At 72.1% G+C, this 25112-nt stretch carries 21 protein-coding genes; 19 read left to right on the forward strand and 2 right to left on the reverse strand.

What is annotated here, in order from left to right; all coding sequences use genetic code 11:
• Positions 1–86: 86 nt before the first annotated feature.
• A complete protein-coding gene (locus tag ACLHRZ_RS14875; protein WP_490418877.1) occupies positions 87–647 on the reverse strand; it encodes a beta-class carbonic anhydrase in 561 nt (186 codons plus the stop codon).
• Positions 648–944: 297 nt separating this feature from the next.
• Between ACLHRZ_RS14875 and rsmH the strand changes: the two genes are divergently transcribed.
• The 16 genes from rsmH (at position 945) to ACLHRZ_RS14955 (ending at position 18731) form a co-directional block, all read left to right on the forward strand.
• Positions 945–1904, forward strand: a complete 960-nt coding sequence (rsmH, locus tag ACLHRZ_RS14880; RefSeq protein WP_490418878.1) for a 16S rRNA (cytosine(1402)-N(4))-methyltransferase RsmH — start codon at positions 945–947, stop codon at positions 1902–1904.
• Positions 1901–2395 carry a cell division protein FtsL gene (gene ftsL / locus ACLHRZ_RS14885; protein WP_490418879.1) on the forward strand — a complete coding sequence of 165 codons (495 nt, stop codon included), beginning with the start codon at positions 1901–1903 and terminating at the stop codon, positions 2393–2395. Before rsmH ends, ftsL begins: the two co-directional genes overlap by 4 nt.
• An 8-nt stretch (positions 2396–2403) precedes the next feature.
• Positions 2404–4323, forward strand: a complete 1920-nt coding sequence (locus ACLHRZ_RS14890; protein ID WP_490418880.1) for a peptidoglycan D,D-transpeptidase FtsI family protein — start codon at positions 2404–2406, stop codon at positions 4321–4323.
• A 12-nt stretch (positions 4324–4335) separates the two neighbouring features.
• Positions 4336–6039: a UDP-N-acetylmuramoyl-L-alanyl-D-glutamate--2,6-diaminopimelate ligase gene (locus ACLHRZ_RS14895; RefSeq protein WP_490418881.1), complete on the forward strand. Its 1704-nt coding sequence runs from the start codon at positions 4336–4338 to the stop codon at positions 6037–6039.
• A gap of 65 nt (positions 6040–6104) precedes the next feature.
• The gene (locus ACLHRZ_RS14900) at positions 6105–7517 is read left to right on the forward strand and encodes a UDP-N-acetylmuramoyl-tripeptide--D-alanyl-D-alanine ligase (RefSeq protein ID WP_490418882.1); all 1413 of its coding nucleotides are present in this window, start codon (positions 6105–6107) and stop codon (positions 7515–7517) included.
• The gene (gene mraY, locus ACLHRZ_RS14905; RefSeq protein WP_490418883.1) at positions 7517–8581 is read left to right on the forward strand and encodes a phospho-N-acetylmuramoyl-pentapeptide-transferase; all 1065 of its coding nucleotides are present in this window, start codon (positions 7517–7519) and stop codon (positions 8579–8581) included. Before ACLHRZ_RS14900 ends, mraY begins: the two co-directional genes overlap by 1 nt.
• The gene (gene murD / locus ACLHRZ_RS14910) at positions 8563–10017 is read left to right on the forward strand and encodes a UDP-N-acetylmuramoyl-L-alanine--D-glutamate ligase (RefSeq protein ID WP_490418884.1); all 1455 of its coding nucleotides are present in this window, start codon (positions 8563–8565) and stop codon (positions 10015–10017) included. The genes mraY and murD overlap by 19 nt, the downstream gene beginning before the upstream one ends.
• A gap of 102 nt (positions 10018–10119) precedes the next feature.
• Positions 10120–11448, forward strand: a complete 1329-nt coding sequence (ftsW, locus tag ACLHRZ_RS14915; RefSeq protein WP_490418920.1) for a putative lipid II flippase FtsW — start codon at positions 10120–10122, stop codon at positions 11446–11448.
• Between the two features lie 6 nt (positions 11449–11454).
• Positions 11455–12549 carry an undecaprenyldiphospho-muramoylpentapeptide beta-N-acetylglucosaminyltransferase gene (gene murG / locus ACLHRZ_RS14920; protein ID WP_490418885.1) on the forward strand — a complete coding sequence of 365 codons (1095 nt, stop codon included), beginning with the start codon at positions 11455–11457 and terminating at the stop codon, positions 12547–12549.
• Positions 12550–12577: 28 nt separating this feature from the next.
• Positions 12578–13438 (forward strand): cell division protein FtsQ/DivIB, encoded by an 861-nt coding sequence (locus ACLHRZ_RS14925; RefSeq protein ID WP_490418886.1) that lies wholly within the window; start codon positions 12578–12580, stop codon positions 13436–13438.
• Positions 13439–13678: 240 nt separating this feature from the next.
• Positions 13679–14923, forward strand: a complete 1245-nt coding sequence (gene ftsZ / locus ACLHRZ_RS14930; protein WP_490418887.1) for a cell division protein FtsZ — start codon at positions 13679–13681, stop codon at positions 14921–14923.
• A gap of 28 nt (positions 14924–14951) precedes the next feature.
• Entirely contained in the window at positions 14952–15713 is a 762-nt protein-coding gene (gene pgeF / locus ACLHRZ_RS14935) for a peptidoglycan editing factor PgeF (protein WP_490418888.1), read from the forward strand.
• Positions 15710–16429 (forward strand): YggS family pyridoxal phosphate-dependent enzyme, encoded by a 720-nt coding sequence (locus ACLHRZ_RS14940; protein WP_490418889.1) that lies wholly within the window; start codon positions 15710–15712, stop codon positions 16427–16429. Before pgeF ends, ACLHRZ_RS14940 begins: the two co-directional genes overlap by 4 nt.
• A gap of 120 nt (positions 16430–16549) precedes the next feature.
• Positions 16550–17158, forward strand: coding sequence for a cell division protein SepF (locus ACLHRZ_RS14945; RefSeq protein WP_336412554.1), 609 nt, complete (start codon positions 16550–16552; stop codon positions 17156–17158).
• A gap of 72 nt (positions 17159–17230) precedes the next feature.
• On the forward strand, positions 17231–17515 hold the full coding sequence (locus ACLHRZ_RS14950; RefSeq protein ID WP_086567466.1) for a YggT family protein: 285 nt from the start codon (positions 17231–17233) through the stop codon (positions 17513–17515).
• Between the two features lie 61 nt (positions 17516–17576).
• A complete protein-coding gene (locus ACLHRZ_RS14955) occupies positions 17577–18731 on the forward strand; it encodes a DivIVA domain-containing protein (protein ID WP_490418890.1) in 1155 nt (384 codons plus the stop codon).
• A 131-nt stretch (positions 18732–18862) separates the two neighbouring features.
• On the opposite strand, the gene ileS is transcribed toward ACLHRZ_RS14955, so the two are convergent.
• Entirely contained in the window at positions 18863–21997 is a 3135-nt protein-coding gene (ileS, locus tag ACLHRZ_RS14960; RefSeq protein WP_490418891.1) for an isoleucine--tRNA ligase, read from the reverse strand.
• A gap of 468 nt (positions 21998–22465) precedes the next feature.
• Here ileS and ACLHRZ_RS14965 point away from each other — a divergent pair, with 468 nt between their 5' ends.
• The 3 genes from ACLHRZ_RS14965 to ACLHRZ_RS14975 all read left to right on the forward strand — a co-directional run bounded on the left by ACLHRZ_RS14965 (position 22466) and on the right by ACLHRZ_RS14975 (position 25073).
• Positions 22466–23470, forward strand: a complete 1005-nt coding sequence (locus ACLHRZ_RS14965) for a TraR/DksA family transcriptional regulator (RefSeq protein ID WP_490418892.1) — start codon at positions 22466–22468, stop codon at positions 23468–23470.
• A gap of 66 nt (positions 23471–23536) precedes the next feature.
• On the forward strand, positions 23537–24094 hold the full coding sequence (gene lspA, locus ACLHRZ_RS14970) for a signal peptidase II (protein WP_490418893.1): 558 nt from the start codon (positions 23537–23539) through the stop codon (positions 24092–24094).
• A 37-nt stretch (positions 24095–24131) separates the two neighbouring features.
• Positions 24132–25073 carry an RluA family pseudouridine synthase gene (locus tag ACLHRZ_RS14975; protein ID WP_490418894.1) on the forward strand — a complete coding sequence of 314 codons (942 nt, stop codon included), beginning with the start codon at positions 24132–24134 and terminating at the stop codon, positions 25071–25073.
• Positions 25074–25112 lie beyond the last annotated feature (39 nt).

The following is a 25112-nucleotide window of genomic DNA, read 5'->3' on the forward strand; positions in this document are numbered from 1 at the left end:
TGCGGGGGCGGCGCCGTACACGCATTGTGTCCGTCCGTGCGCCGTCGCGTCAGCGCGTGTGGACAACCGGTCCGACAACCGGTCCATCAAGGGCGCGGGTCGATCTCGCGGAGCAGGCCCGTCGTCACGTCGAAGACGAAGCCGCGCACGTCGTCGCGGTGGGGCAGGAAGGGGGAGGTGCGCACGCGCTGCATGGACTGGCGGACGTCCTGGTCGAGGTCCTTGAACGCCTCGACCGCCCAGGCGGGCCGCTGGCCGACCTCGGCCTCGATCTCGTGGCGGAAATCCTCGGTCAGGTCGAGCAGGCCGCAATTGGTGTGGTGGATGAGGACGACGGAACGGGTGCCGAGCGCGCGCTGGCTGATGGTCAGGGAACGGATGATGTCGTCGGTGACGACGCCTCCGGCGTTGCGGATGGTGTGGCAGTCGCCGAGCTCCAGGCCCAGGGCGGCGTGCAGGTCGATGCGGGCGTCCATGCAGGCGACGACGGCGACCTTGAGGACGGGACGGGCGTCCATTCCGGGGTCCGTGAACGCGGCGGCGTACTTCGCATTGGCCTGAACCAGACGGTCCGTGACCGTGGGTTCCGTGTCGGCGGGGCCGGAGCCCGGGGTCTGCGGGTGGGGCGCGGATATCGGCATAGCCATGAAGGTAGTCGGCGACCGGCCACGACGCACGCGAGAGGTGACGCGCTCGCCGGTTGGTTGACCGAAGGGACGAGTGGACTAAAGTGGCGCGAAGTGGGAGGCGTGACGCTCCCCGTGGAACCGAATGAAGAACCCGCACGTGCGCTCCATTCGCGCGTACCGCTCGGCCTCCTCCCGCTCCCCGGTCGCCCTGGTGCCCCTTCCCCGGTGTCAGAACGGCCGTTTCCCCTTTGAGCGGGCGGGGACCTGGTGGTGCGCGGCGGACCGCGCGCCGGCCCAGGACTCTCAGAAGGGCGCATGAGCAGCAACGCGCGACACGTCCCCGTCATGCTCCAGCGCTGCCTGGACATGCTCGCACCCGCTCTCGCCGCACCCGGCGCGGTCGTCGTCGACTGCACGCTGGGCGCCGGCGGGCACAGCGAGGCGCTGCTCAAGGCGTTCCCCGACGTCCGGCTCGTCGCCCTCGACCGCGACCCCACCGCCCTCGCGCTGGCCGGCGAGCGGCTGGCCCCCTTCGGTGAGCGCGCCACGCTGGTGCGCGCCGTCTACCACGAGCTCCCCGAGGTGCTGGAGCGGCTCGGCGTCCCCAAGGTGCAGGGCGTCCTGTTCGACCTCGGCGTGTCCTCCATGCAGCTGGACGAGGCCGGCCGCGGCTTCGCCTACGCCCAGGACGCGCCGCTGGACATGCGCATGGACCAGACGGCGGGCATCAGCGCGGCCGAGGTCCTCAACACCTACCCGCCCGGCGAGCTGGTCCGCATCCTGCGTGCCTACGGCGAGGAGAAGCAGGCCAAGCGCATCGTGTCGGCCATCGTCCGCGAGCGCGAGAAGGAGCCCTTCAGCAACAGCGCCCGGCTCGTCGACCTGATCCGCGAGGCGCTGCCGCAGGCCGCCAAGCGCACCGGCGGCAACCCCGCCAAGCGCACCTTCCAGGCGCTGCGCATCGAGGTCAACGCCGAGCTGGCCAGCGTCGAGCAGGCCGTCCCGGCCGCCGTCGCCGCGCTCGCCGTCGGCGGCCGGGTCGCCGTGCTGTCGTACCAGTCCCTGGAGGACCGCATCGTCAAGCAGGTCTTCGCCGCGGGCGCGGCCAGCACCGCGCCGCCCGGGCTGCCCGTCGTCCCCGAGCGCTACCAGCCCCGGCTGAAGCTGCTCACGCGCGGCGCCGAGCTGCCCACCGAGGAGGAGATCGCCGAGAACCGGCGTGCCGCCCCCGCCCGGCTGCGCGGCGCCGAGCGCATCCGTGAGGACGTGCCGTGAGCCCCGCGGGGCGCAGCCGGGGCGCCCGGCTGATGCGGCTGCTGCCGGTGGGACGGCTGGGGACCAAGCGGACCCCGTTCGTCCTGCTGACCGTGGTGATGCTCGGCTCCGGGCTGATCTCGCTGCTGCTCCTCAACTCCTCGCTCAACCAGGGCTCCTTCGAGCTCACCAAGCTCCAGCGCCGGACGACCGAGATGACCGACCAGCAGCAGGCCCTGCAGCAGGAGGTCGACCAGCTCGCCGCCCCCGACGCGCTCGCCCGCCGCGCCCGCGAGCTGGGCATGATCCCCGGCGGCAGCCCCGTCTTCCTCCGGCCCGACGGCACCGTCATCGGCAACCCCGCCCCGGCCGGCACGGGCGCCGCCGACAACGCCTCGTACACCGGGCCGGGAGCCCCGCCCCCGGCCGTCGTGCCCCCGCCCCCCGGCGCCCCCCGCCCGGCGGTGCCGGGGCAGCAGCCCGGACCCGTCCTTCCCGCGCAGGTCAGGTAGGTGATGTCGTGACGGCGCCCAGGCAGCCCCGCCGCCCGGTCCCGGGTCCCGCACGGCCCGCTGCACGCCCCGCTGCGCGCCCCCCGCGCCCCGGCACGGGCAACCGGCCGCTCCGGCTGGGCAGCCCGCGCCCCCGGCTGCGGCTGATCGGCGCCGGGCTCACCGTGGTGATGCTGGTCTTCACCGGGCGGCTGCTGCAGGTGCAGGCCCTCGACGCCAACACCTACGCGGCCCGGGCCAACGCCCACCGCTACATGCCCGTCACGCTGGCCGCCGAGCGCGGCTCCATCACCGACCGCAACGGCGTGAACCTGGCGACCACCGTCGACGCCTACGACATCACCGCCGACCCCGACCTGCTCACCCCCGAGCGGACCAAGGTGCAGGGCGCGGCCCGGCAGGCCGCCGAGCTGCTCGCGCCCGTCCTCGACGACGACGCGGACGACATCGAGGCCAGGCTCACGGCCAACCCCAAGTCCAAGTACGTCGTCCTCGCCCGCCGGCAGCCCCCGCAGGTCTGGAACAAGATCAAGGCTCTGAAGCAGCAGCAGGCCGAGCGCGCCCGGCACAAGCAGGGGCCGAACGTGCTGGCCGGCGTGGGCCGCGAGGCCCAGGGCAAGCGCGTCTACCCCAACGGGGACCTCGCCGCCGGGACCCTGGGCTTCGTCAACGCGCAGGGCCAGGGCGCCGGAGGCATCGAGGGCCAGCTCAACGAGCTCCTGGCGGGCAAGGACGGCAAGCGCGTCTACACCCAGACCTCCGGCCGCCAGGTGATCGACGGCAGCCCCTCGGAACAGGCCGCCGTGTCCGGCTCCGACGTCCAGCTGACCATCGACCGGGACATCCAGTGGGCCGCCCAGGACGCCATCACCCGCCAGGTGGAGAAGTCCGGGGCGGACCGCGGCTACGTCGTCGTCCAGGACACCCGCACCGGCGAGATCCTGGGCATGGCCAACGCCCCCGGCTACAACCCCAACGACCTCGGCCACGCCGACCGGGCCGCCCTGGGCAACGCGGCCCTCCAGGACGCCTACGAGCCCGGCAGCGTCAGCAAGGTCATGACGATGGCCGCCGTCCTGGAGGAGGGCGTCGCCCGGCCGGACACCCACGTCGAGGTGCCCAACCGGCTGCCGCGCGCCGACCGCTCCTTCGCCGACGACGTCGACCACCCCACCTGGCACCTCACCCTCAACGGCGTGCTCGCCAAGTCCAGCAACATCGGCACCATCCTCGCCAGCGAACAGCTCGGCAAGACCCGCGAGCAGGCCAACGACGTCCTCTACGGCTACCTGCGCAAGTTCGGCATCGGCCGGCCCACCGGCCTGGGCTTCCCCGGCGAGACCCCGGGCCTGCTGGCCAAGCCGGGGGACTGGAAGTCCTCCCGGGCCTACACCATCCCCTTCGGCCAGGGCCTGTCCCTCAACGCCGTGCAGGCCGCGTCCGTGTACTCCACGATCGCGGCCGGCGGCGAGCGCATCCAGCCGACCCTGGTGCGCGGCTCCAAGGGGCCCGACGGCCGCTTCACGCCCTCGCCGGGGGCCTCCCGGATGCGGGTGGTCAGCGAGAAGACCGCCCACGAGCTCACCGAGATGCTGGAGTCGGTCGTGGACGACCGCGAGGGCACCGGCACCAAGGCGGCCATCCCCGGCTACCGCGTCGCGGGCAAGACCGGCACCTCCAACCGGGTGGATCCGCGTACCGGCCGCTACCACGGCTACACCGCCTCCTTCGCCGGCTTCGCCCCCGCCGATCAGCCCAGGGTCACCGTCTACTGCGCCATCCAGAACCCCACCCAGGGCAGCTACTTCGGCGGGCAGATCTGCGGGCCGGTCTTCAAGCAGGTCATGGAGTTCGCCCTGAAGTCCCTCCAGGTGCCGCCGTCGGGCTCGCAGGCCCCCCGGCTGCCGGTGAGCTACGACGGCCAGTGAGCCGGGTCCGCCGTGACGACGATCACGCCCACCCCCGGGAACCGCGCCCCGGCACGCCCCTCGCTTCGCGGCGGAGCGGGTGCGCCCGGTACGCTCACCGCCGTGCCCCACGCTGATCAGTACCGCAACACCACCCCCGAGCAGGCCGCCCCGGCCCACCCGGGAGCGCCCCGCCCCACCCAGGTCCGTCCCGTGCCGCTCACGGAGCTCGCCGGTCAGCTGGGCATCACCGCTCCCCGGGACGCCGCCGCGACGGCCGTCACGGGCATCACCCACGACTCGCGGGCCGTGCGCCCCGGCGACGTCTACGCCGCCCTGCCCGGCGCCCGCTTCCACGGCGCCGACTTCGCCGCCCAGGCCGCCGGCCTCGGCGCCGCGGCGGTCCTGACCGACCCGGCCGGCGCCGAGCGCGCCGCCGCCACCGGCCTGCCGGTGCTCGCCGTGGAGAACCCGCGCGGCCGGATGGGCGCCCTCGCGGCGACGATCTACGGCGAGCCGGGCCGCGACCTGCTGCAGATCGGCATCACCGGGACCTCCGGCAAGACCACCACCGCCTACCTCATCGAGGGCGGCCTGCGCACCGCCGGCGGGCTGACGGGCCTGATCGGCACCGTCGAGTCCCGCATCGGCGACGAGCGCCTGAAATCGGAGCGCACCACCCCCGAGGCCACGGACCTGCAGGCGCTCTTCGCGGTCATGCGCGAGCGCGGCGTCCGCTCGGTCGCCATGGAGGTCTCCAGCCACGCCCTGCGGCTCGGCCGCGTCGACGGCTGCGTCTTCGACGTGGCGGTCTTCAACAACCTCAGCCCGGAGCACATGGAGTTCCACACGGGCATGGAGGACTACTTCGCCGCCAAGGCCGAGCTGTTCACCAAGGAGCGCAGCCGCCTCGGCGTGGTCAACCTCGACGACGAGTACGGGCGCCGCCTCGCCGGGGGCGAGTCCGAGGTGCCGGTCGTCACCTTCTCCGCCGAGGGCCGCCCCGAGGCCGACTGGCGCGCCGTCGACGTCGAGATCGGCCCGTTCGACTCGGCCTTCACCGTGCAGGGCCCCGACGGCGTGACCGTCCGCGCGAAGTCCCCGCTGGCCGGCCCGTTCAACGTCGCCAACGCGCTCGCCGCGATCGTCGCGCTCGTCGCCGCCGGCCTGGAGCCGCAGGCCGCCGCCGACGGCGTCGCCGCCGTGCCCGGCGTCCCGGGCCGCCTGGAGCGCGTCGACGCGGGCCAGCCGTACCTGGCGGTCGTCGACTACGCGCACAAGACGGACGCCGTCGAATCGGTTCTCCGCGCCCTGCGCACGCCCGGCGTCGGCCGCATCCACGCCGTCCTGGGCTGCGGCGGCGACCGGGACCGCACCAAGCGCGCCCCCATGGGCGCGGCGGTGGCCCGCTACGCCGACACGGCCGTGCTGACCTCCGACAACCCCCGCTCCGAGGATCCCCTCGCGATCCTCGCCACCATGCTCGCGGGCGCCGCCGGGGTGCCGGCCGCCGAGCGCGGCACCGTCCTCGTCCTGGAGGACCGCGCCGCCGCCGTCGCCGCCGCCGTCGCCCGAGCCGAACCCGGCGACATCGTCCTGGTCCTGGGCAAGGGCCACGAACAGGGCCAGGACATCGCAGGAGTGGTACGCCCCTTCGACGACCGCCGGGTGCTGCGCGAGGCCATTGAGGCCGAGCGGCCGTGCACGGCGGACAAGCACCGGAACGACCAGGGATGACAGACCGCCATGTGCGCACACACCTCCCCCCGGAAGCCCTCCAGAACGGCTGGAGGTGAGGACCGGTGATCGATCTGTCCCTCGCCGAGATCGCCGCCGTCACGGGCGGACAGCAGTACGACATACCGGACCCGGCCCTCGCCGTCACCGGCCCCGTCGTCATCGACTCCCGTGAGGTGCGGCCCGGCAGCCTGTTCGCCGCGCTGCCCGGGGACCACGTCGACGGCCACGACTTCGCCGAACGCGCCGCAGCCGCGGGCGCGGTGGCCGTGCTGGCCTCCCGCCCCGTCGGCGTGCCGGCCGTCGTGGTCGACGACGTCGTGGCCGCCCTCGGCGCCCTGGCCCGCGCCGTGGTGGCGAAGCTGGGCACCACCGTGGTGGGCCTGACCGGCTCGGCCGGCAAGACCAGCACCAAGGACCTGATCGCCCAGCTGCTGCAGGGCCTCGGTCCGACCGTGTGGACGCCGGGCTCGCTGAACAACGAGATCGGCCTGCCGCTGACCGCGCTGCGCGCCGACGCGGGCACCAGGCACCTCGTCCTGGAGATGGGCGCCCGCGGCATCGGGCACATCCGCTACCTCGCGGAGCTCACCCCGCCGCGCATCGGCGTCGTCCTCAACGTCGGCACCGCCCACGTCGGCGAGTTCGGCGGCCGCGAGCAGATCGCCGTGGCCAAGGGCGAGCTGGTGGAGGCGCTGCCGGAGGACGGCATCGCCGTGCTCAACGCCGACGACCCGCTCGTCCGCGCGATGAGCAGCCGTACGAAGGCCCGCACCGTCCTGTTCGGCGAGGCCGCCGACGCGGACGTCCGTGCGGAGAACGTCCGTCTCGATGCAACGGGACGGCCCGCGTTCACGCTTCACACACCCACCGGGTGCGGCGAAGTGACCATGCAGCTGTACGGTGAGCACCACGTGTCGAACGCGCTCGCCGCGGCCGCCGTCGCCCATGAGCTGGGCATGCCCGCGCAGGACATCGCCACCGCGCTCTCCGGTGCGGGCCAGCTCTCGCGCTGGCGCATGGAGGTCACCGAGCGGGCGGACGGCGTGACGGTCGTCAATGACGCCTACAACGCGAACCCCGAGTCCATGAGAGCCGCACTGCGCGCGCTCGCCGCCATGGGCGAGGCCTCACGGGCACAGGGGGGACGGACGTGGGCGGTGCTCGGCCGGATGGCCGAGCTCGGCGAGGAGTCACTCGCCGAGCACGACGCGGTCGGGCGGCTCGCCGTCCGGCTCAACGTCAGCAAGCTCGTGGCAGTCGGGGACCGGGAAGCGGCCTGGCTGCGGATGGGCGCCTACAACGAGGGTTCGTGGGGTGAGGAGTCGGTGCACGTGTCCGACGCGCAGGCGGCGGTCGACCTGTTGCGCAGCGAGCTGCGCCCGGGAGACGTCGTACTGGTGAAGGCGTCCCGGTCGGTGGGGCTGGAGCGGGTGGCGGAGCAGCTGCTCGCGGTCGACGGTGAGGTCGCCGGCTGATGAACCAGATCCTCTTCGCGGGTGTCATCGGTCTGATCCTGACCCTCATCGGCACCCCGCTGCTGATCAAGTTCCTGGCCCGCAAGGGCTACGGCCAGTTCATCCGTGACGACGGCCCGCGCGGCCACGCCGGGAAGAAGGGCACGCCCACCATGGGTGGCATCGCCTTCATCCTGGCCACGCTGATCGCCTATGCGATCACCAAGGTGGTCACCAGCCATTCGCCGACCACCTCGGGTCTGCTGGTGCTCTTCCTGACGGCCGGCATGGGCCTGGTCGGCTTCCTCGACGACTACATCAAGATCGTCAAGCAGCGGAGCCTGGGCCTGCGGGCCAAGGCGAAGATGGCCGGCCAGCTGATCGTCGGTATCACCTTCGCCGTCCTCGCGCTGCAGTTCGCCGACGTCCGGGGCCAGACCCCGGCCTCCACCCGGCTCTCCTTCGCCACCGACTTCGGCTGGTCGATCGGGCCCGTGCTGTTCGTGGTGTGGGCGCTGTTCATGATCCTGGCGATGTCGAACGGCGTGAACCTCACCGACGGCCTCGACGGCCTCGCCACCGGCGCCTCGGTGATGGTCTTCGGCGCGTACGTGTTCATCGGCACCTGGCAGTACGGCCAGTGGTGCGGCAACCCGCTGACCGCCGGAGCCGCCTGCTACGAGGTGCGCGACCCGCTGGATCTCGCGGTCGTCGCCTCCGCCCTGATGGGCTCCTGCTTCGGCTTCCTGTGGTGGAACACCTCGCCCGCCAAGATCTTCATGGGCGACACCGGCTCGCTCGCCCTCGGCGGCGCGCTCGCGGGCCTGGCGATCTGCTCCCGCACCGAGCTGCTGCTCGCCCTGCTCGGCGGCCTGTTCGTGCTGATCACCATGTCCGTGATCATCCAGGTCGGCTCCTTCCGGATGACCGGGAAGCGCGTCTTCCGGATGGCCCCGCTCCAGCACCACTTCGAACTCAAGGGGTGGAGCGAGGTCCTGGTGGTGGTCCGGTTCTGGATCATCCAGGGCCTGTGCGTGGCCGTCGGCCTCGGGGTCTTCTACGCGGGATGGCTGGCCATCAAGTGACCTCTGCATGGAGCGGTAAGCACATCACCGTCGCCGGCCTCGGCGTGAGCGGCATCAGCGCCGCCCGCGCCCTGGCCGGTCTCGGCGCCCGGGTCACCGTCGTCGACGGCGGCGACAACGAGGTGCTGCGCGACCGGGCCGCCTCCCTGGCGGCCGGGGACATCACCGTCCGCCTGGGCGATGCGACGACCCTGCCCGAGGGCACCGACCTGGTCGTCACCTCGCCCGGCTGGAAGCCCGGCAGCCCGCTCTTCGCGGCCGCCGCGGAGGCGGGCGTCGACGTGGTGGGCGACGTCGAGATCGCCTGGCAGCTGCGCGGCGAGGGCGCCGCCCCCTGGCTCGCCGTCACCGGCACCAACGGCAAGACCACCACCGTCCAGATGCTCGCCTCCATCCTGGAGGCCGCCGGGCTGCGCACCGCAGCCGTCGGCAACATCGGCACCCCGATCATCGACGTCGTGCTCTCCCAGGAGCCGTACGACGTGCTGGCCGTCGAGCTCTCCAGCTACCAGCTGCACTGGGCGCCCTCGCTGCGCGCCCACTCGGCCGCCGTGCTCAACCTGGCGCCCGACCACCTCGACTGGCACGGCTCGATGACCGCCTACGCCGCCGACAAGGGCCGCATCTACGAGGGCAACAAGGTCGCCTGCGTCTACAACGCCGCCGACCCCGCCACCGAGCGCCTGGTCCGGCAGGCCGACGTCGAGGAGGGCTGCCGCGCCATCGGCTTCACCCTAGGCCCGCCCGGCCTCTCCGAGCTGGGCGTCGTCGACGGCATCCTGGTGGACCGCGCCTTCGTGGCCGACCGGCGCACCAGCGCCCAGGAGCTGGCCGAGGTCGCCGACATCGCGCCGGCCACCGGGCAGCCCGCCGCCCCGCACAACATCGCCAACGCCCTCGCGGCCGCCGCCCTCGCCCGCGCCTTCGGCGTGGAGCCCGCGGCGGTACGGGACGGGCTGCGCGCCTTCCGGCCGGACGCCCACCGCATCGCCCACGTCGCCGACGTGGACGGCGTGGCCTACGTGGACGACTCCAAGGCCACCAACACCCACGCCGCCGAGGCCTCGCTGGCCGCGTACGGCTCGATCGTGTGGATCGCGGGCGGCCTCGCCAAGGGCGCCACCTTCGACGAGCTCGTGGCCGGGTCGGCGAAGCGGCTGCGCGGAGTGGTCCTGATCGGGGCCGACCGCGGTCTGATCGGGGAAGCCCTGGCGCGACACGCCCCGGATGTGCCGGTGACCGACCTCGACCGGACCGACACTGGGGCGATGGCCGCGGCGGTCCGCGAGGCGGCACGCCTCGCCCGGCCGGGGGACACCGTCCTCCTGGCCCCGGCGTGTGCCTCGATGGACATGTTCGCCAACTACAACAAGCGCGGCGACGCCTTCGCCGAGGCCGTCCTGGCCCTGGCCGCCGGCCGCGAAGCGGACGCGTAGCCTCCCGGTCCCGCGGCGCGGGCCGGCGGTGCGGGACACTGCGGAGGGGAAACCCGGATGCATGACGACTTCGTGCGGCCCGGCGGCGCCCTCGGCGGGCCGATGGCACTGCGCGGGCCCTCCGCGGGCTCCCGGCCGGCCCGTCCGCCCCGCGTACGGGCGACGGCCCGCTCGCCGCGGCCCCCGCGCCGCGGCACCACCGGGCCGCGCGGGCTCTACCTGCGCGCCAGGAAGGCCTGGGACCGGCCGCTGACCGCCTACTACCTGATCCTCGGCGGCAGCCTGCTGATCCTCGTGCTCGGCCTGGTGATGGTCTACTCCGCCTCCCAGATCAAGGCGCTGCAGTCCGGCCTGGCGCCCTCCTACTTCTTCCGCAAACAGCTGCTCGCGGCCGCCATCGGCTCCGTGCTGCTGCTCGCGGCCGCCCGCACCCCCGTGCGGCTGCTGCGCGCCCTGGCGTACCCGCTGCTGGCCGGCTCGGTCTTCCTGCTCTGCCTGGTGCAGGTGCCCGGCATCGGCGAGACCATCAACGGCAACACCAACTGGATCTCGCTGGGCGGGCCCTTCCAGCTCCAGCCGAGCGAGTTCGCCAAGCTCGCGCTGGTCCTGTGGGGCGCGGACCTGCTGGCCCGCAAGCAGGTCAAGCGGCTGCTCCTGCAGTGGAAGCACCTGCTGGTCCCGCTGGTGCCCGTCACCTTCCTGCTGCTCGGCCTGATCATGCTGGGCGGCGACATGGGGACCACGGTCGTGCTCACCGCGGTCCTGCTGGGCATGCTGTGGGTGGCCGGGGCGCCGACCAAGCTGTTCACCGCCGTCTTCGGCGTCACCGCCGCGCTGGCCATACTGTTCATCAAGACCAGCGCCAACCGGATGTCCCGGCTCGCCTGTATCGGTGCCACCGATCCGGGTACGAACGACCAGTGCTGGCAGGCCGTGCACGGCATCTACGCGCTGGCCAACGGCGGCTGGTTCGGCGCCGGGCTCGGGGCAAGTGTGGAGAAATGGGGCGAACTCCCCGAACCTCACACCGACTTCATCTTCGCCATCACCGGCGAGGAACTGGGCCTGGCGGGGACGCTGTCGGTACTCGCCCTGTTCGCGGCTCTAGGCTATGCGGGTATCCGCGTGGCCGGACGCACGGAGGACCCCTTCGTGAGGTATGCCGCGGGAGGTGTGACCACCTGGATCATGGCGCAGGCCACGGTCAACATCGGTGCGGTGCTCGGCCTGCTGCCGATCGCCGGTGTCCCGCTCCCGCTGTTCTCCTACGGAGGGTCCGCCCTGCTGCCGACCATGTTCGCCGTCGGGCTGCTGATCGCCTTCGCGCGCGACGAGCCCGGTGCACGGGCGGCACTGGCCATGCGGCAGCCTGGGGTGAGATGGAAGACGATGAGACGGCGCGTCAAGAAGCGACCGTCCGGAGAGCGGTGAATTTCGGTGCATGTCGTACTCGCCGGCGGGGGGACCGCCGGCCACATCGAGCCCGCGCTCGCCCTCGCGGACGCCCTGCGCAGGCAGGACCCGACCGTGGGGATCACGGCGCTCGGCACGGAGCGGGGCCTGGAGACCCGGCTGGTGCCCGAGCGGGGCTACGAGCTGGGGCTGATCCCCGCCGTGCCGCTGCCCCGCAAGCCCACGCCCGAGCTGATCACCGTCCCCGGGCGGCTGCGCGGCACGATCAAGGCCGCCGAGCAGATCCTGGAGCGCACCAAGGCGGACTGCGTGGTCGGCTTCGGCGGCTACGTGGCGCTGCCGGGCTATCTGGCCGCCAAGCGGCGCGGCGTGCCCATCATCGTCCACGAGGCCAACGCCCGCCCCGGCCTGGCCAACAAGATCGGCTCGCGCTACGCCGCCTCGGTGGCGGTGAGCACCCCGGACAGCAAGCTGCGCAACGCCCGCTACGTCGGCATCCCGCTGCGCCGCTCCATCGCCACGCTGGACCGGGCGGCCCTGCGCTTCGAGGCGCGGGCGGCCTTCGGGCTCGACCCCAACCTGCCGACGCTGCTGGTCTCCGGCGGCTCGCAGGGCGCCCGCCGGCTGAACGAGGTCGTCCAGGCGGCCGTGCCGTTCCTCCAGCGTTCCGGCATTCAGGTGCTGCACGCGGTCGGCCCGAAGAATGAGATGCCGCATGTGGACAACATGCCTGGAATGCCCCCCTATGTCCCGGTACCGTATCTGGACCGGATGGATCTCGCGTACGCCGCGGCCGACATGATGCTCTGCCGCGCGGGCGCGATGACCGTCGCCGAGCTGTCGGCCGTCGGCCTTCCCGCGGCCTACGTCCCGCTGCCCATCGGCAACGGCGAGCAGCGGCTCAACGCCCAGCCGGTGGTCAAGGCCGGCGGCGGTCTGCTGGTCGACGACGCGGAACTGACCCCCGAGTGGGTGCAGAGCCAGGTGCTCCCGGTGCTCGGCGACCCGCACCGGCTGTACGAGATGTCCCGCGCCGCCGCCGAGTTCGGCCGCCGGGACGCCGACGAGCTGCTGGTCGGCATGGTGTACGAGGCGATTGCCGCACACAGAGCGGGCTGACGGCCCGTAGAGGCAGGAGGCTGGGAGCGTGGCCGGACCGACGACCGCCCGGCGCGGTGGCGAGAAGAGCAACAAGCAGAAGTCTTCGAAGTCAGCGCGGAAACCGGGGTCGTCCGGCCCGCCCCGGCCCGGCGGCAAGCCCCGCAAGGGGCGCCCCCGCATCCCCCGGCCCCGTCCCTCCCGGCTGTCCCGGCGCCGCCGGATCGTCGTCTGGGCGGCGGGCGCGGTGCTGGCGGGAGCCGCCTCCGTCTGGGCGCTGTACGGGGCCGCCTGGCTGCGCGTCAGCCAGGTGGAGGTCGAGGGCACGCAGGCGCTGACGGCCGACGAGGTCCGGGCCGCCGCCCGGGTGCCGCTCGGCGAGCCGCTGGTCTCGGTGGACACCGACGCCATCGCCGACCGGCTGCGCGAGGGGCTGCCCAGGATCCGGACGGTCGACGTCGAACGGTCCTGGCCGCACGCAATCAGTCTCAAAGTGACCGAGCGGCAACCCCAAGTGGTGCTCGAAAAGGGCGGCAAGTTCATTGAAATCGACTCCATGGGCGTGCGGTTCGCCACAGTCGATCAGGCCCCGCAGGGCGCCACGCGGCTGCTGATGGACGCCCAGGACACGCCGGGCGCCCGCGGGTTCGGCGCCGACCGGCTCGAGCGCGAGGCCGTGGAGGTCATGGGCGACCTGCCCCCCGAGGTCCGCAAGGCCACCGCCGCCGTCCGCGTACGCTCGTACGACTCCATCACCCTGGAGCTGACGGGCGGGCGGACGGTGGTCTGGGGCAGCAGCGAGCAGGGCGAGGCGAAAGCCCGTACGCTCACGGCATTGCTCAGGGCCGCAAGGGGCGCGAACCACTTCGATGTGAGCGCTCCGAGCGCCCCTGCGGTGTCCGGGAGTTGACGCCGCGTACGTCCGGCCAGCACCCTGGCTGGCTACGGCTATGGGTGATCACATAGGGTGAAAAGAAAAACGGGAGGTTCGGCGTGTTCGTTGAACGCGCGCGCCTTGTCGACTTAGTGTCCTGCTTCAGAGAACCCAGGGAACAGTGACACCGGTAACCCTAAACTTCAACGTTAGGGTTCGGGTCGGCATTGAGAACCGCCCCCAGGCATACGTAACTCGAGGCGAGAGGCCTTCGACGTGGCAGCACCGCAGAACTACCTCGCAGTCATCAAGGTCGTCGGCATCGGCGGCGGTGGCGTGAACGCCATCAACCGGATGATCGAGGTCGGTCTCAAGGGCGTCGAGTTCATCGCGATCAACACCGATGCACAGGCCCTGCTGATGAGCGACGCCGACGTGAAGCTCGATGTCGGCCGTGAGCTCACCCGCGGCCTCGGCGCCGGCGCCAACCCCGATGTCGGCCGCAAGGCCGCCGAGGACCACCGCGAGGAGATCGAGGAGGTCCTCAAGGGGGCCGACATGGTCTTCGTCACCGCGGGCGAGGGCGGCGGCACCGGCACCGGTGGCGCACCCGTCGTCGCCAACATCGCCCGCTCGCTGGGCGCCCTGACGATCGGTGTGGTCACCCGGCCGTTCACCTTCGAGGGCCGCCGCCGCGCCAACCAGGCGGAGGACGGCATCGCGGGACTGCGCGACGAGGTCGACACCCTCATCGTCATCCCCAACGACCGGCTGCTGTCCATCTCGGACCGCCAGGTCAGCGTGCTGGACGCGTTCAAGTCCGCGGACCAGGTGCTGCTGTCGGGCGTCCAGGGCATCACCGACCTGATCACCACCCCGGGTCTGATCAACCTCGACTTCGCCGACGTCAAGTCCGTGATGTCCGAGGCCGGCTCGGCCCTCATGGGCATCGGCTCGGCCCGCGGCGACGACCGCGCGGTGGCCGCGGCCGAGATGGCGATCTCCTCGCCGCTGCTGGAGGCGTCCATCGACGGCGCCCGCGGCGTCCTGCTCTCCATCTCCGGCGGCTCGGACCTCGGTCTCTTCGAGATCAACGAGGCCGCGCAGCTGGTCAGCGAGGCCGCCCACCCCGAGGCCAACATCATCTTCGGTGCCGTCATCGACGACGCGCTGGGCGACGAGGTCCGGGTCACGGTCATCGCCGCCGGCTTCGACGGCGGACAGCCGCCGGCCAAGGGCAGCCGCGACAAGGTGCTCGGCTCCACCTACGGTTCCGGCCGCGAGGAGAGCACCACCTCCTCCACCCAGGCCCCCGGCCGCCCGGCCTCCGCACCGGAGACGCCGGCCCGCTCGTCCTTCGGCGGACTCGGCGGCGTGACCCCGCGCACCGAGGAGCCCGGCCCCGTGGACCCGACGCCGGTCGCCGAGGTGCCCCCGCCGCCCGCGCCGCCCATCCCGCCGGCCCGTCCGTACCAGGACTCGACGGCCGAGGAACTGGACGTTCCGGACTTCCTCAAGTAAGCGACCAGGAACGGGTGAACGGGCACACGTGATAGGGCAGCAGCACACAGTGCCCCTCGCAGCACATACGGCACATGCACGCGGCGCGCACTTTGCCTTCACCGACAGGTGGGGCGGAGTGAGCGCCGCTCCGTATGCGGAGCTCAACCTCGGCGGCGCGGTCGGCGACGACCCCGAGGCCGTACGGACCAACCGGGCCCGCGCGGCCGGGGCCATCGGCCTCGACCCGGCGGCGGTCGTCTGGATGAACCAGGTGCACGGCCGCGACGTCGCCGTGGTGGACGGGCCCTGGCGGACCGGGGAGATCCCGGCCGTCGACGCGGTGGTGACGGCCCGTCGGGGCCTGGCCCTCGCGGTGCTGACCGCCGACTGCACCCCGGTGCTGCTGGCGGACCCGGTCGCCGGGGTCGCGGGCGCGGCCCACGCCGGCCGGCCGGGGCTGGTCGCCGGGGTCGTGCCGGCCGCGGTCGAGGCCATGACCCGGCTCGGCGCCGAGCCGGCCCGGATCGTCGCCCACCTCGGGCCCTCGGTCTGCGGCCGCTGCTACGAGGTGCCCGCGGCCATGCGCGACGAGGTCGCCGCGGTGGTGCCGGAGGCCCGGGCCACCACCCGGCAGGGCACCCCGGCCGTGGACGTGGCACAGGGCGTCACCGCCCAACTGGCCCGGCTGGGCGTCACGGTCGGCGGAAAGTCCGACGTCTGCACGCTGGAGTCCGCGGACCACTTCTCCTACCGACGCGAGCGCACGACGGGGCGACTCGCCAGTTATGTCTGGCTGGAAGAGCAGTGACGGACCGCAGAACCCAACTGGCCGACAACCTGGCCCGGGTGGAGGAACGTATCGCCGCCGCCTGCGCCGCGGCCGGCCGTGCACGGGACGAGGTGACGCTCATCGTGGTCACCAAGACCTACCCGGCGAGTGACGTCCGCCTCCTCGCGGAGCTGGGGGTCTGTCATGTCGCGGAGAACCGCGACCAGGACGCCGCTCCCAAGGCGGCGGAGTGTTCGGATCTGCCCCTGACTTGGCATTTTGTTGGTCAATTGCAGACAAACAAGGTGCGCTCGGTGGTCCGGTACGCCGATGTGGTGCACTCCGTCGACCGAACCCGACTGGTCGCGGCGCTCTCGACGGCGGCGCGGAACGCGGGCCGGGAGCTCGACTGCCTGATCCAGGTGGCACTTGACGCGGAGTCCGGCGGACAGGGATCGCGCGGCGGGATCGCCCCCGACGGGGTGCTCGAACTGGCCGGAGCGCTCGACTCGGCCGAAGGGCTGCGACCCGCCGGACTGATGACGGTTGCTCCACTTGCCGGGCCGTTCGCGGGACGGCCGCGGGCGGCTTTCGAGCGGCTGATGGAAATCGCAACGGACCTGCGCGCGGCCCATCCTGCTGCGAACATGGTGTCAGCAGGGATGAGCGCGGACCTCGAAGAGGCCGTTGCGGCCGGTGCGACACATGTACGTGTCGGCTCGGCGGTACTCGGAGTCCGACCCCGGCTCGGGTAACGTCGCCAAGAAGTCGGACCACAGCAGAAAATATGGTCATTCCCGTCAGGAGGCGGGCGGACCACGTGGATCCGGGCCCGTTGACGGAGCCGATCCACCACAGAGCGGAGGACGCAGAGAATGGCCGGCGCGATGCGCAAGATGGCGGTCTACCTCGGCCTCGTGGAGGACGATGGGTACGACGGCCCGGGGTTCGACCCCGACGACGAGTTCGAGCCCGAGCCGGAGCCCGACCGGCGTCGGCAGCACCAGCCCCACCAAACCCAACAGGCGCAATCGGACGAACCGGTTCGAGTCGCCCAGCCGCCCGCCCAGCGCGAACCGGCTCCGCTCGTAGCGGAAACGGGACGACCCGCCCGAATCGCCCCCGTGTCGTCCATCACACCCGAACGCCACTCTCTGGAGAAGAACGCACCGGTGATCATGCCCAAGGTTGTGTCCGAGCGGGAGCCCTACCGCATCACGACATTGCACCCCCGGACCTACAACGAGGCCCGTACCATCGGGGAACACTTCCGCGAAGGTACTCCGGTGATCATGAATCTCACGGAGATGGACGACACCGACGCGAAGCGACTTGTCGACTTTGCGGCTGGTCTGGTCTTCGGACTGCACGGCAGCATCGAGCGGGTGACGCAGAAGGTGTTCCTGCTGTCTCCTGCTAACGTCGATGTCACGGCGGAGGACAAGGCCCGCATCGCAGAGGGTGGGTTCTTCAACCAGAGCTGAGACGCAACACCGGGCAATCCGGGCAAACGGCCAGTCAGGCCGAGTACGAGCAAGGGGAGAGGGACGCGCGAGATGGGAATCGCACAGCAGGTGATCTACATCGCGCTGTACTGCTTCCTGATCGTGCTGATCTTCCGGCTGGTGATGGACTACGTCTTCCAGTTCGCCCGCTCATGGCAACCCGGTAAGGCGATGGTGGTCCTCCTGGAGGCCACCTACACTGTCACCGATCCGCCACTCAAGCTTCTGCGGCGGGTCATCCCGCCGCTGCGTCTCGGGGGCGTGGCGCTCGACCTGTCCTTCTTCGTACTGATGATCATCGTCTACATCCTGATCACCGTCGTGAGCCGGCTGTGAACGCGGCTGTGAACGATACGGTCTTGCCGATTGCCGACGACTACGTTGAGGTGAAGAAGAGATGCCGCTGAGCCCCGAGGACGTGCGGAACAAGCAGTTCACGACCGTCCGTCTCCGAGAAGGCTATGACGAAGACGAGGTCGACGCCTTTCTCGACGAGGTCGAGGCCGAGCTGACCCGTCTGCTCCGGGAGAACGAGGACCTGCGCGCCAAGCTGGCCGCTGCCACGCGGGCCGCCGCGCAGAACCAGCAGCAGAATATGCGCAAGCCCGAGCCCCAGGATCAACGGTCCGGGGCTCCGGTGCCCGCTGCCATATCCGGCCCGCAGCCGGTGCCGCCGAACCAGCAGCAGATGGGCGGCCCGCCGCAGCTTCCGGGCGGTGCCCCGCAGCTGCCGGCAGGCCCCGGCGGACACGGCCACGGCCCGCAGGGTCCCCACGGTCCCGGCCCGATGGGCCAGAACGGACCGATGGGCGGCCCGATGGGCGGACCCATGGGACAGAACGGACCCATGGGTCAGAACGGCCCGATGGGCCAGAACCCCATGGGCCAGGGCGGCCCCATGGGCGGTCCTCAGCTGCCGCAGCCGGGCCAGGGTCCGGGTGGCGACAGCGCGGCCCGCGTCCTCTCGCTCGCGCAGCAGACCGCCGACCAGGCGATCGCGGAGGCCCGTTCCGAGGCCAACAAGATCGTCGGCGAGGCGCGCAGCCGTGCCGAGGGTCTGGAGCGGGACGCCCGTGCCAAGGCGGACGCCCTGGAGCGGGACGCGCAGGAGAAGCACCGTGTGGCGATGGGCTCGTTGGAGTCCGCCCGCGCCACGCTGGAGCGCAAGGTCGAGGACCTGCGCGGCTTCGAGCGCGAGTACCGGACCCGGCTGAAGTCCTACCTGGAGAGCCAGCTGCGTCAGCTGGAGAACCAGGCGGACGACTCGCTGGCCCCGCCGCGCACCCCGGCAGCCGCGTCGCTGCCGCCGGCCCCCTCGATGAGCGGGTCGATGGCCTCGGCCGGTGCGGGCATGGGCGGTCACTCCATGGGCGGCAACCAGTCCATGGGCGGCCACGGCGGTCCGTCGACGGGTGCCCCGTCGTACGGCGGTCAGCAGCAGATGTCGCCGGCGATGACCCAGCCGATGGCACCGGTGCGGCCGCAGGGCCCGCAGCCGATGCAGGCGCCCTCGCCGATGCGCGGGTTCCTCATCGATGAGGACGACAACTGACGGCAGTCAGCCGACATATGGGCCGGGGCCCCTGGGATTTCCCAGGGGCCCCGGCCCATGTTCATGCGTGCTCGCCCTCGGGGTGAGCGAACGCCCCCGGCGCCGCAGCGCCGGGGGCGTCAGCTTTCGGGCTACGCCTTACGGAGGCGGAACGTCAGTCCGAGGCTCTCGTCAGAGAACGGCGCACCGTAGGAATCGTCGGCCTCGCCGGAGGCGAAGTCGGTTGCCAGGACCTCGTCCGCGATGAGCGTCGCGTGGTCGCCGAGGGCGGTCACGACGTCCTCGCCGGTGGCGGTCCACCGCAGGGCGATCCGGTCCGCCACGTCCAGGCCGCTGTTCTTGCGCGCCTCCTGGATCAGCCGGATCGCGTCGCGCGCGAGGCCCGCGCGCTTCAGCTCCGGGGTGATCTCCAGGTCGAGCGCCACGGTCGCACCCGAGTCGGAGGCCACCGACCAGCCCTCGCGCGGGGTCTCGGTGATGATGACCTCGTCGGGGGAGAGCGTCACGGTCTCGCCGTCGACCTCGACCGAGGCCGTTCCCTCGCGCAGCGCGAGGGACAGCGCGGCCGCGTCCGCGGCGGCGACGGCCTTGGCCACGGCCTGCACGCCCTTGCCGAACCGCTTGCCCAGCGCACGGAAGTTGGCCTTGGCCGTGGTGTCGACCAGCGAGCCGCCCACTTCGGAGAGCGAGGCCAGCGAGGAGACGTTCAGCTCCTCCGCGATCTGGGTGCGCAGTTCGGCACCCAGCGTCTCGAAGCCGGCCGCCGCGACCAGCGCGCGGGACAGCGGCTGACGGGTCTTGACGCCGGACTCGGCACGCGTCGCGCGGCCCAGCTCGACCAGGCGGCGGACCAGCAGCATCTGCCGGGACAGCTCCGGGTCGACCAGCGCGGCGTCGGCCTTCGGCCAGCCGGCCAGGTGCACCGAAGCCGGGGCCTGCGGGTCGACCGGCACGACCAGGTCCTGCCAGACCCGCTCGGTGATGAACGGGACCAGAGGGGCCATCAGCCGGGTGACCGTCTCGACGACCTCGTGGAGCGTGCGCAGCGCGGCCGCGTCGCCCTGCCAGAAGCGGCGGCGGCAGCGGCGCACGTACCAGTTGGACAGGTCGTCCACGAAGGACGACAGCAGCTTGCCCGCGCGCTGGGTGTCGTAGCTCTCCAGGGCCTGGGTGACCTGGTCGGTCAGCGTGTTGAGCTCGCCGAGCAGCCAGCGGTCGATCAGCGGGCGGTCCGCCGGGGCCGGGTCCGCGGCGCTCGGGGCCCAGCCGGAGGTCCGGGCGTACAGGGCCTGGAAGGCGACCGTGTTCCAGTAGGTGAGGAGCGTCTTGCGGACGACCTCCTGGATCGTGCCGTGGCCCACGCGGCGCGCGGACCAGGGGGAGCCGCCCGCGGCCATGAACCAGCGGACCGCGTCGGCGCCGTGCTGGTCCATCAACGGGATCGGCTGGAGGATGTTGCCCAGGTGCTTGGACATCTTCCGGCCGTCCTCGGCCAGGATGTGACCGAGGCAGACCACGTTCTCGTACGACGACTTGTCGAAGACGAGCGTGCCGACGGCCATCAGGGTGTAGAACCAGCCGCGCGTCTGGTCGATGGCCTCGGAGATGAACTGGGCCGGGTAGCGGCTCTCGAACAGCTCCTTGTTCCGGTACGGGTAGCCCCATTGCGCGAACGGCATCGAACCCGAGTCGTACCAGGCGTCGATGACCTCGGGCACCCGGACGGCCGTGTGCGAGCAGCCCTCGGCGGTGCAGCCGAAGGTGACGTCGTCGATGTACGGGCGGTGCGGGTCCAGGCCGCTCTGGTCGGTACCGGTGAGCTCGGTGAGCTCGGCCAGCGAGCCGACGCAGGTGAGGTGGCCCTCCTCGCAGCGCCAGATGGGCAGCGGGGTGCCCCAGTAGCGGTTGCGGGAGAGCGCCCAGTCGATGTTGTTGTTCAGCCAGTCGCCGAAGCGGCCGTGCTTGACGGACTCCGGGAACCAGTTGGTCTTCTCGTTCTCCTCGAGCAGCCGGTCCTTGACGGCCGTCGTGCGGATGTACCAGGACGGCTGGGCGTAGTAGAGGAGCGCGGTGTGGCAGCGCCAGCAGTGCGGGTAGCTGTGCTCGTAGGCCACGTGCTTGAAGAGCAGGCCGCGGGCGTCCAGGTCGGCGACGAGCGTTTCGTCGGCCTTCTTGAAGAAGATGCCGCCGACGAGCCCGAGGCCCTCCTCGAAGGTGCCGTCGGGGCGGACCGGGTTGACGACCGGGAGGCCGTAGGCGCGGCAGGTCTTGAGGTCGTCCTCACCGAAGGCCGGGGCCTGGTGGACCAGACCGGTGCCGTCCTCGGTCGTGACGTACTCGGCGTTGACGACGAAGTTGGCGTCCTCCAGCTCGACCAGGTCGAACGGGCGGCGGTACGCCCAGCGCTCCATCTCGCGGCCGGTGAAGGACTGCCCCGTCGCCGTCCAGCCCTCGCCGAGGGCCTTCTCCAGCAGCGGCTCGGCGACGACGAGCTTCTCCGTGCCGTCCGTGGCCACCACATAGGTGACGTCCGGGTGCGCGGCGGCGGCCGTGTTCGAGACGAGGGTCCACGGGGTGGTCGTCCACACCAGCAGCGCGGCCTCGCCGGCCAGCGGGCCGGAGGTCAGCGGGAAGCGGACGAAGACGGACGGGTCGACGACCGTCTCGTAGCCCTGGGCCAGCTCGTGGTCCGACAGGCCGGTGCCGCAGCGGGGGCACCAGGGGGCCACCCGGTGGTCCTGGACCAGCAGGCCCTTGTCGAAGATCTCCTTCAGCGACCACCAGACGGACTCGATGTACTCCGGGTTCATCGTCCGGTAGGCGCCGTCCAGGTCCGTCCAGTAGCCCATGCGGGTGGTGAGCTCGGCGAACGCGTCCGTGTGGCGCGTCACGGACTCGCGGCACCTGGCGTTGAACTCGGCGATGCCGTACTTCTCGATGTCCTGCTTGCCGCTGAAGCCCAGCTCCTTCTCCACGGCGAGCTCGACCGGCAGGCCGTGGCAGTCCCAGCCGGCCTTGCGGGCCACGTGGTAGCCCTGCATGGTGCGGAAGCGGGGGAAGACGTCCTTGAAGACGCGGGCCTCGATGTGGTGCGCGCCGGGCATGCCGTTGGCGGTGGGCGGGCCCTCGTAGAACACCCACTCGGGGCGGCCCTCGGACTGGGCGAGGGTACGGTCGAAGATCTTCTGCTCGCGCCAGAACTCGAGCACGGCGTGCTCCAGGGCGGGCAGGTCGACCTGAGCGGGTACCTGGCGGTACTGCGTCATCGGCTTCCTCCGGCGGGACGGTTGTGCGCTGTCCGTCGGAGGGACGAGAGACGCTGCGCTCCCGCGGTACCACCCTCCTTGGCCGTGGACCCGTGGCCCCCGGCCCCCTCATTGGGGTCGCGATGCCGGCTCTACTGACCCGTACGGGCGTTCTTCCGGCGGCTCCGGGCTGATCTTCGCTCCGCGCACGCCTCCGGGCTCGCACCGTCCCCGGATCGCTGGTGGCTGCGTGCGGCGCTACTGGTCCCTTCCACGCCTTTCGCTGCGCCCAGTGTACGGGGCGCAGCGCACCGCGGCCGACCGGTTTTACCGGCCCCCGGTCGGCCCCCGGCCGGCGTCCGGTTACAGGGCCGGGGGCGGGGCACAACGGAGGAGACCGGCGTGCCCCGTTGCCGCGCGGACTGAGCCGATTTATCGTTCCCGCACGATTCGCGCGCAAGATCATAAAATGTGAAGGGATCGGCGGCCATGGTGGCGGACAAGGGTGCCAGGGCGGCTGCGCCGCAGGCCAGGAAGGCGATGGCGAAGAAGTCCGCGGCCCCGGCCGGGAAGAGCACCGCCACGGCGGCGAGTGCCAAGAAGTCCGCCGCCACGGTGAAAAAGGCCGAAAAGGCTGCGCCGGCCAAGAAGACGGCCGCTGCCGCCAAGAAGGCCGCCGGCACGGCGAAGGAGTCCGCTGCCGGGGTGAAGAAGGCTGCTCCGCCGGTGAAGAAACCGGTGAAGAAGGCCGCTTCGGCCGGCGAGACGGCTGCGCCGGTCAAGAAGGCCGCTCCGGCGAAGAAGGCCGTCGGCACGGCGAAGAAGACCACTGCATCGACTGCATCGGTCAAGAAGGCCGCTCCGGTCAAGAAGGCCGCTTCCGGCAAGGCCGCCCCCGTCGCGCCGGCGGCGCCGGTGAAGAAGACCGCCGCGGCGAAGAAGTCCGCGGCGGCCAAGAGTGCGGTTTCGGAGAAGAAGGCCGTACCCGCCGCGAAGGCCGAACACACTGGTGCACCTGCCGAGGAGACGGGAGCCGGGACGGTGACGGGTAAGAAGAGCACGGACGTTGCGCGGAAGGTGCCGGGAGCCCGTGCGGCGGAGGGGGCGCTCGCCGTGCGGCCGGGGGAGGATCCGTGGACTCCCGCCGAGGTCGCCGAGGCGCGCAGCGAGCTGCAGAGCGAGGTGCTGCGGCTGCGCGGCGAGATCGCGGCGGCGGGCGAGGCGATCACGGGCCTGATGCGGGACTCGGGCGACGGCGCGGGCGACGACCAGGCGGACACCGGGACCAAGAACATCGCCCGTGAGCACGAGCTCGCCCTGGCGGCCAACGCCCGCGAGATGCTGGAGCAGACCGAGCACGCGCTGGAGCGGCTGGACGCGGGGACGTACGGCCTCTGCGAGAGCTGCGGCAATCCCATCGGAAAGGCCAGGATGCAGGCATTTCCCCGGGCGACCCTGTGCGTCGACTGCAAGCAGCGGCAGGAACGTCGCTGACCTGCCCGCCGGTGTGTGCCGTACCCTCGTCCTCAAGCCAGGCAGGGACGACGTCGAGGGACTCACGTGACAGAGGCGGAACAGGCCGGACGGCCCACCACCGGTGCGACGGCGGCCGGCGGGAACGGCGGGGCCAGGGGCAGGCGGCGCATCGCGGTGCTGCTCGGCGTCGCGACCTTCGCCTACCTCCTCGACCTGGTCAGCAAGCTGCTCGTGGTGGCCAGGCTGGAGCACCACGACCCGGTCCAGGTCGTCGGCACCCTCCTGCAGCTCGAAGTGATCCGCAACCGTGGCGCGGCCTTCGGCATCGGCGAGGCCATGACGATCGTCTTCACCGTCATCGCGGCGGCCGTCATCGTCGCGATCGCCCGGATCGCCCGCAAGCTCTACAGCGTGCCGTGGGCCATCGCGCTGGGCCTGCTGCTGGGCGGCGCGTTCGGCAACCTCACCGACCGGCTGTTCCGTTCGCCCGGCGGCTTCCAGGGCGGCGTGGTCGACTTCATCGCCCCCGAGGGCTTCGCGGTCTTCAACCTCGCGGACTCCGCGATCGTCTGCGGAGGCTTCCTGATCGTGATCCTCTCCTTTCGCGGGCTCGACCCCGACGGAACCGTCCACAAGGACTGACGTACGGGCTTCCGCGCCCGTCCGTCATACTCGACGGGTGAGCACGATTCCCGAGACCCGCGCCCTGCACGTTCCCGACGGCCTGGAGGGCGAGCGCGTCGACGCCGCGATCGCCCGTATGTTCGGCTTTTCCCGCACCAAGGCGGCCGAGCTGGCGGCAGCGGGCAAGGTCCAGCTCGACGGGGCCGAGGCCGGGAAGTCCGACCGGGTGACCGGCGGGGCCTGGCTGGAGGTCGAGATGCCGGCGGCGCCCGCGCCGGTGCAGATCGTCGCCGAGCCCGTCGAGGGCATGGAGATCGTCCACGAGGACGACGACATCGTGGTCATCGTCAAGCCGGTGGGCGTCGCCGCCCACCCCAGCCCGGGCTGGACCGGGCCCACCGTGATCGGCGGCCTCGCAGCCGCCGGCTACCGCATCTCCACCTCCGGCGCCGCCGAGCGCCAGGGCATCGTGCACCGCCTGGACGTGGGCACCTCGGGCCTGATGGTCGTCGCCAAGTCCGAGCGCGCCTACTCCCACATGAAGGCCCAGTTCCGGGAGCGCATCACCGACAAGCGCTACCACGCGCTGGTCCAGGGCCACCCGGACCCGATGAGCGGCACCATCGACGCCCCGATCGGCCGGCACCCGAACCACGACTACAAGTGGGCCGTCACGGCCGACGGCAAGCCCTCGGTCACCCACTACGACCTCATCGAGGCGTTCCGCGCCGCCAGCCTGCTGGACATCAAGCTGGAGACCGGCCGTACGCACCAGATCCGTGTGCACATGTCCGCGCACCGCCACCCCTGCGCCGGCGACCTGACCTACGGCGCCGACCCCACGCTCGCCAAGCGGCTGAAGCTCACCCGCCAGTGGCTGCACGCCGTGCGGCTGGGCTTCGAGCACCCGGCGGACGGCCAGTGGGTGGAGTTCGAGAGCGCCTACCCGGCCGACCTGCAGTACGCGCTGGACAAGGTGCGGGCCGACAGCGCCTGACGGCGCACCGGCCCGCCGGGCGGGCCGGGGGCGGGTGAG

This window comes from Streptomyces sp. AM25 (assembly GCF_058146165.1).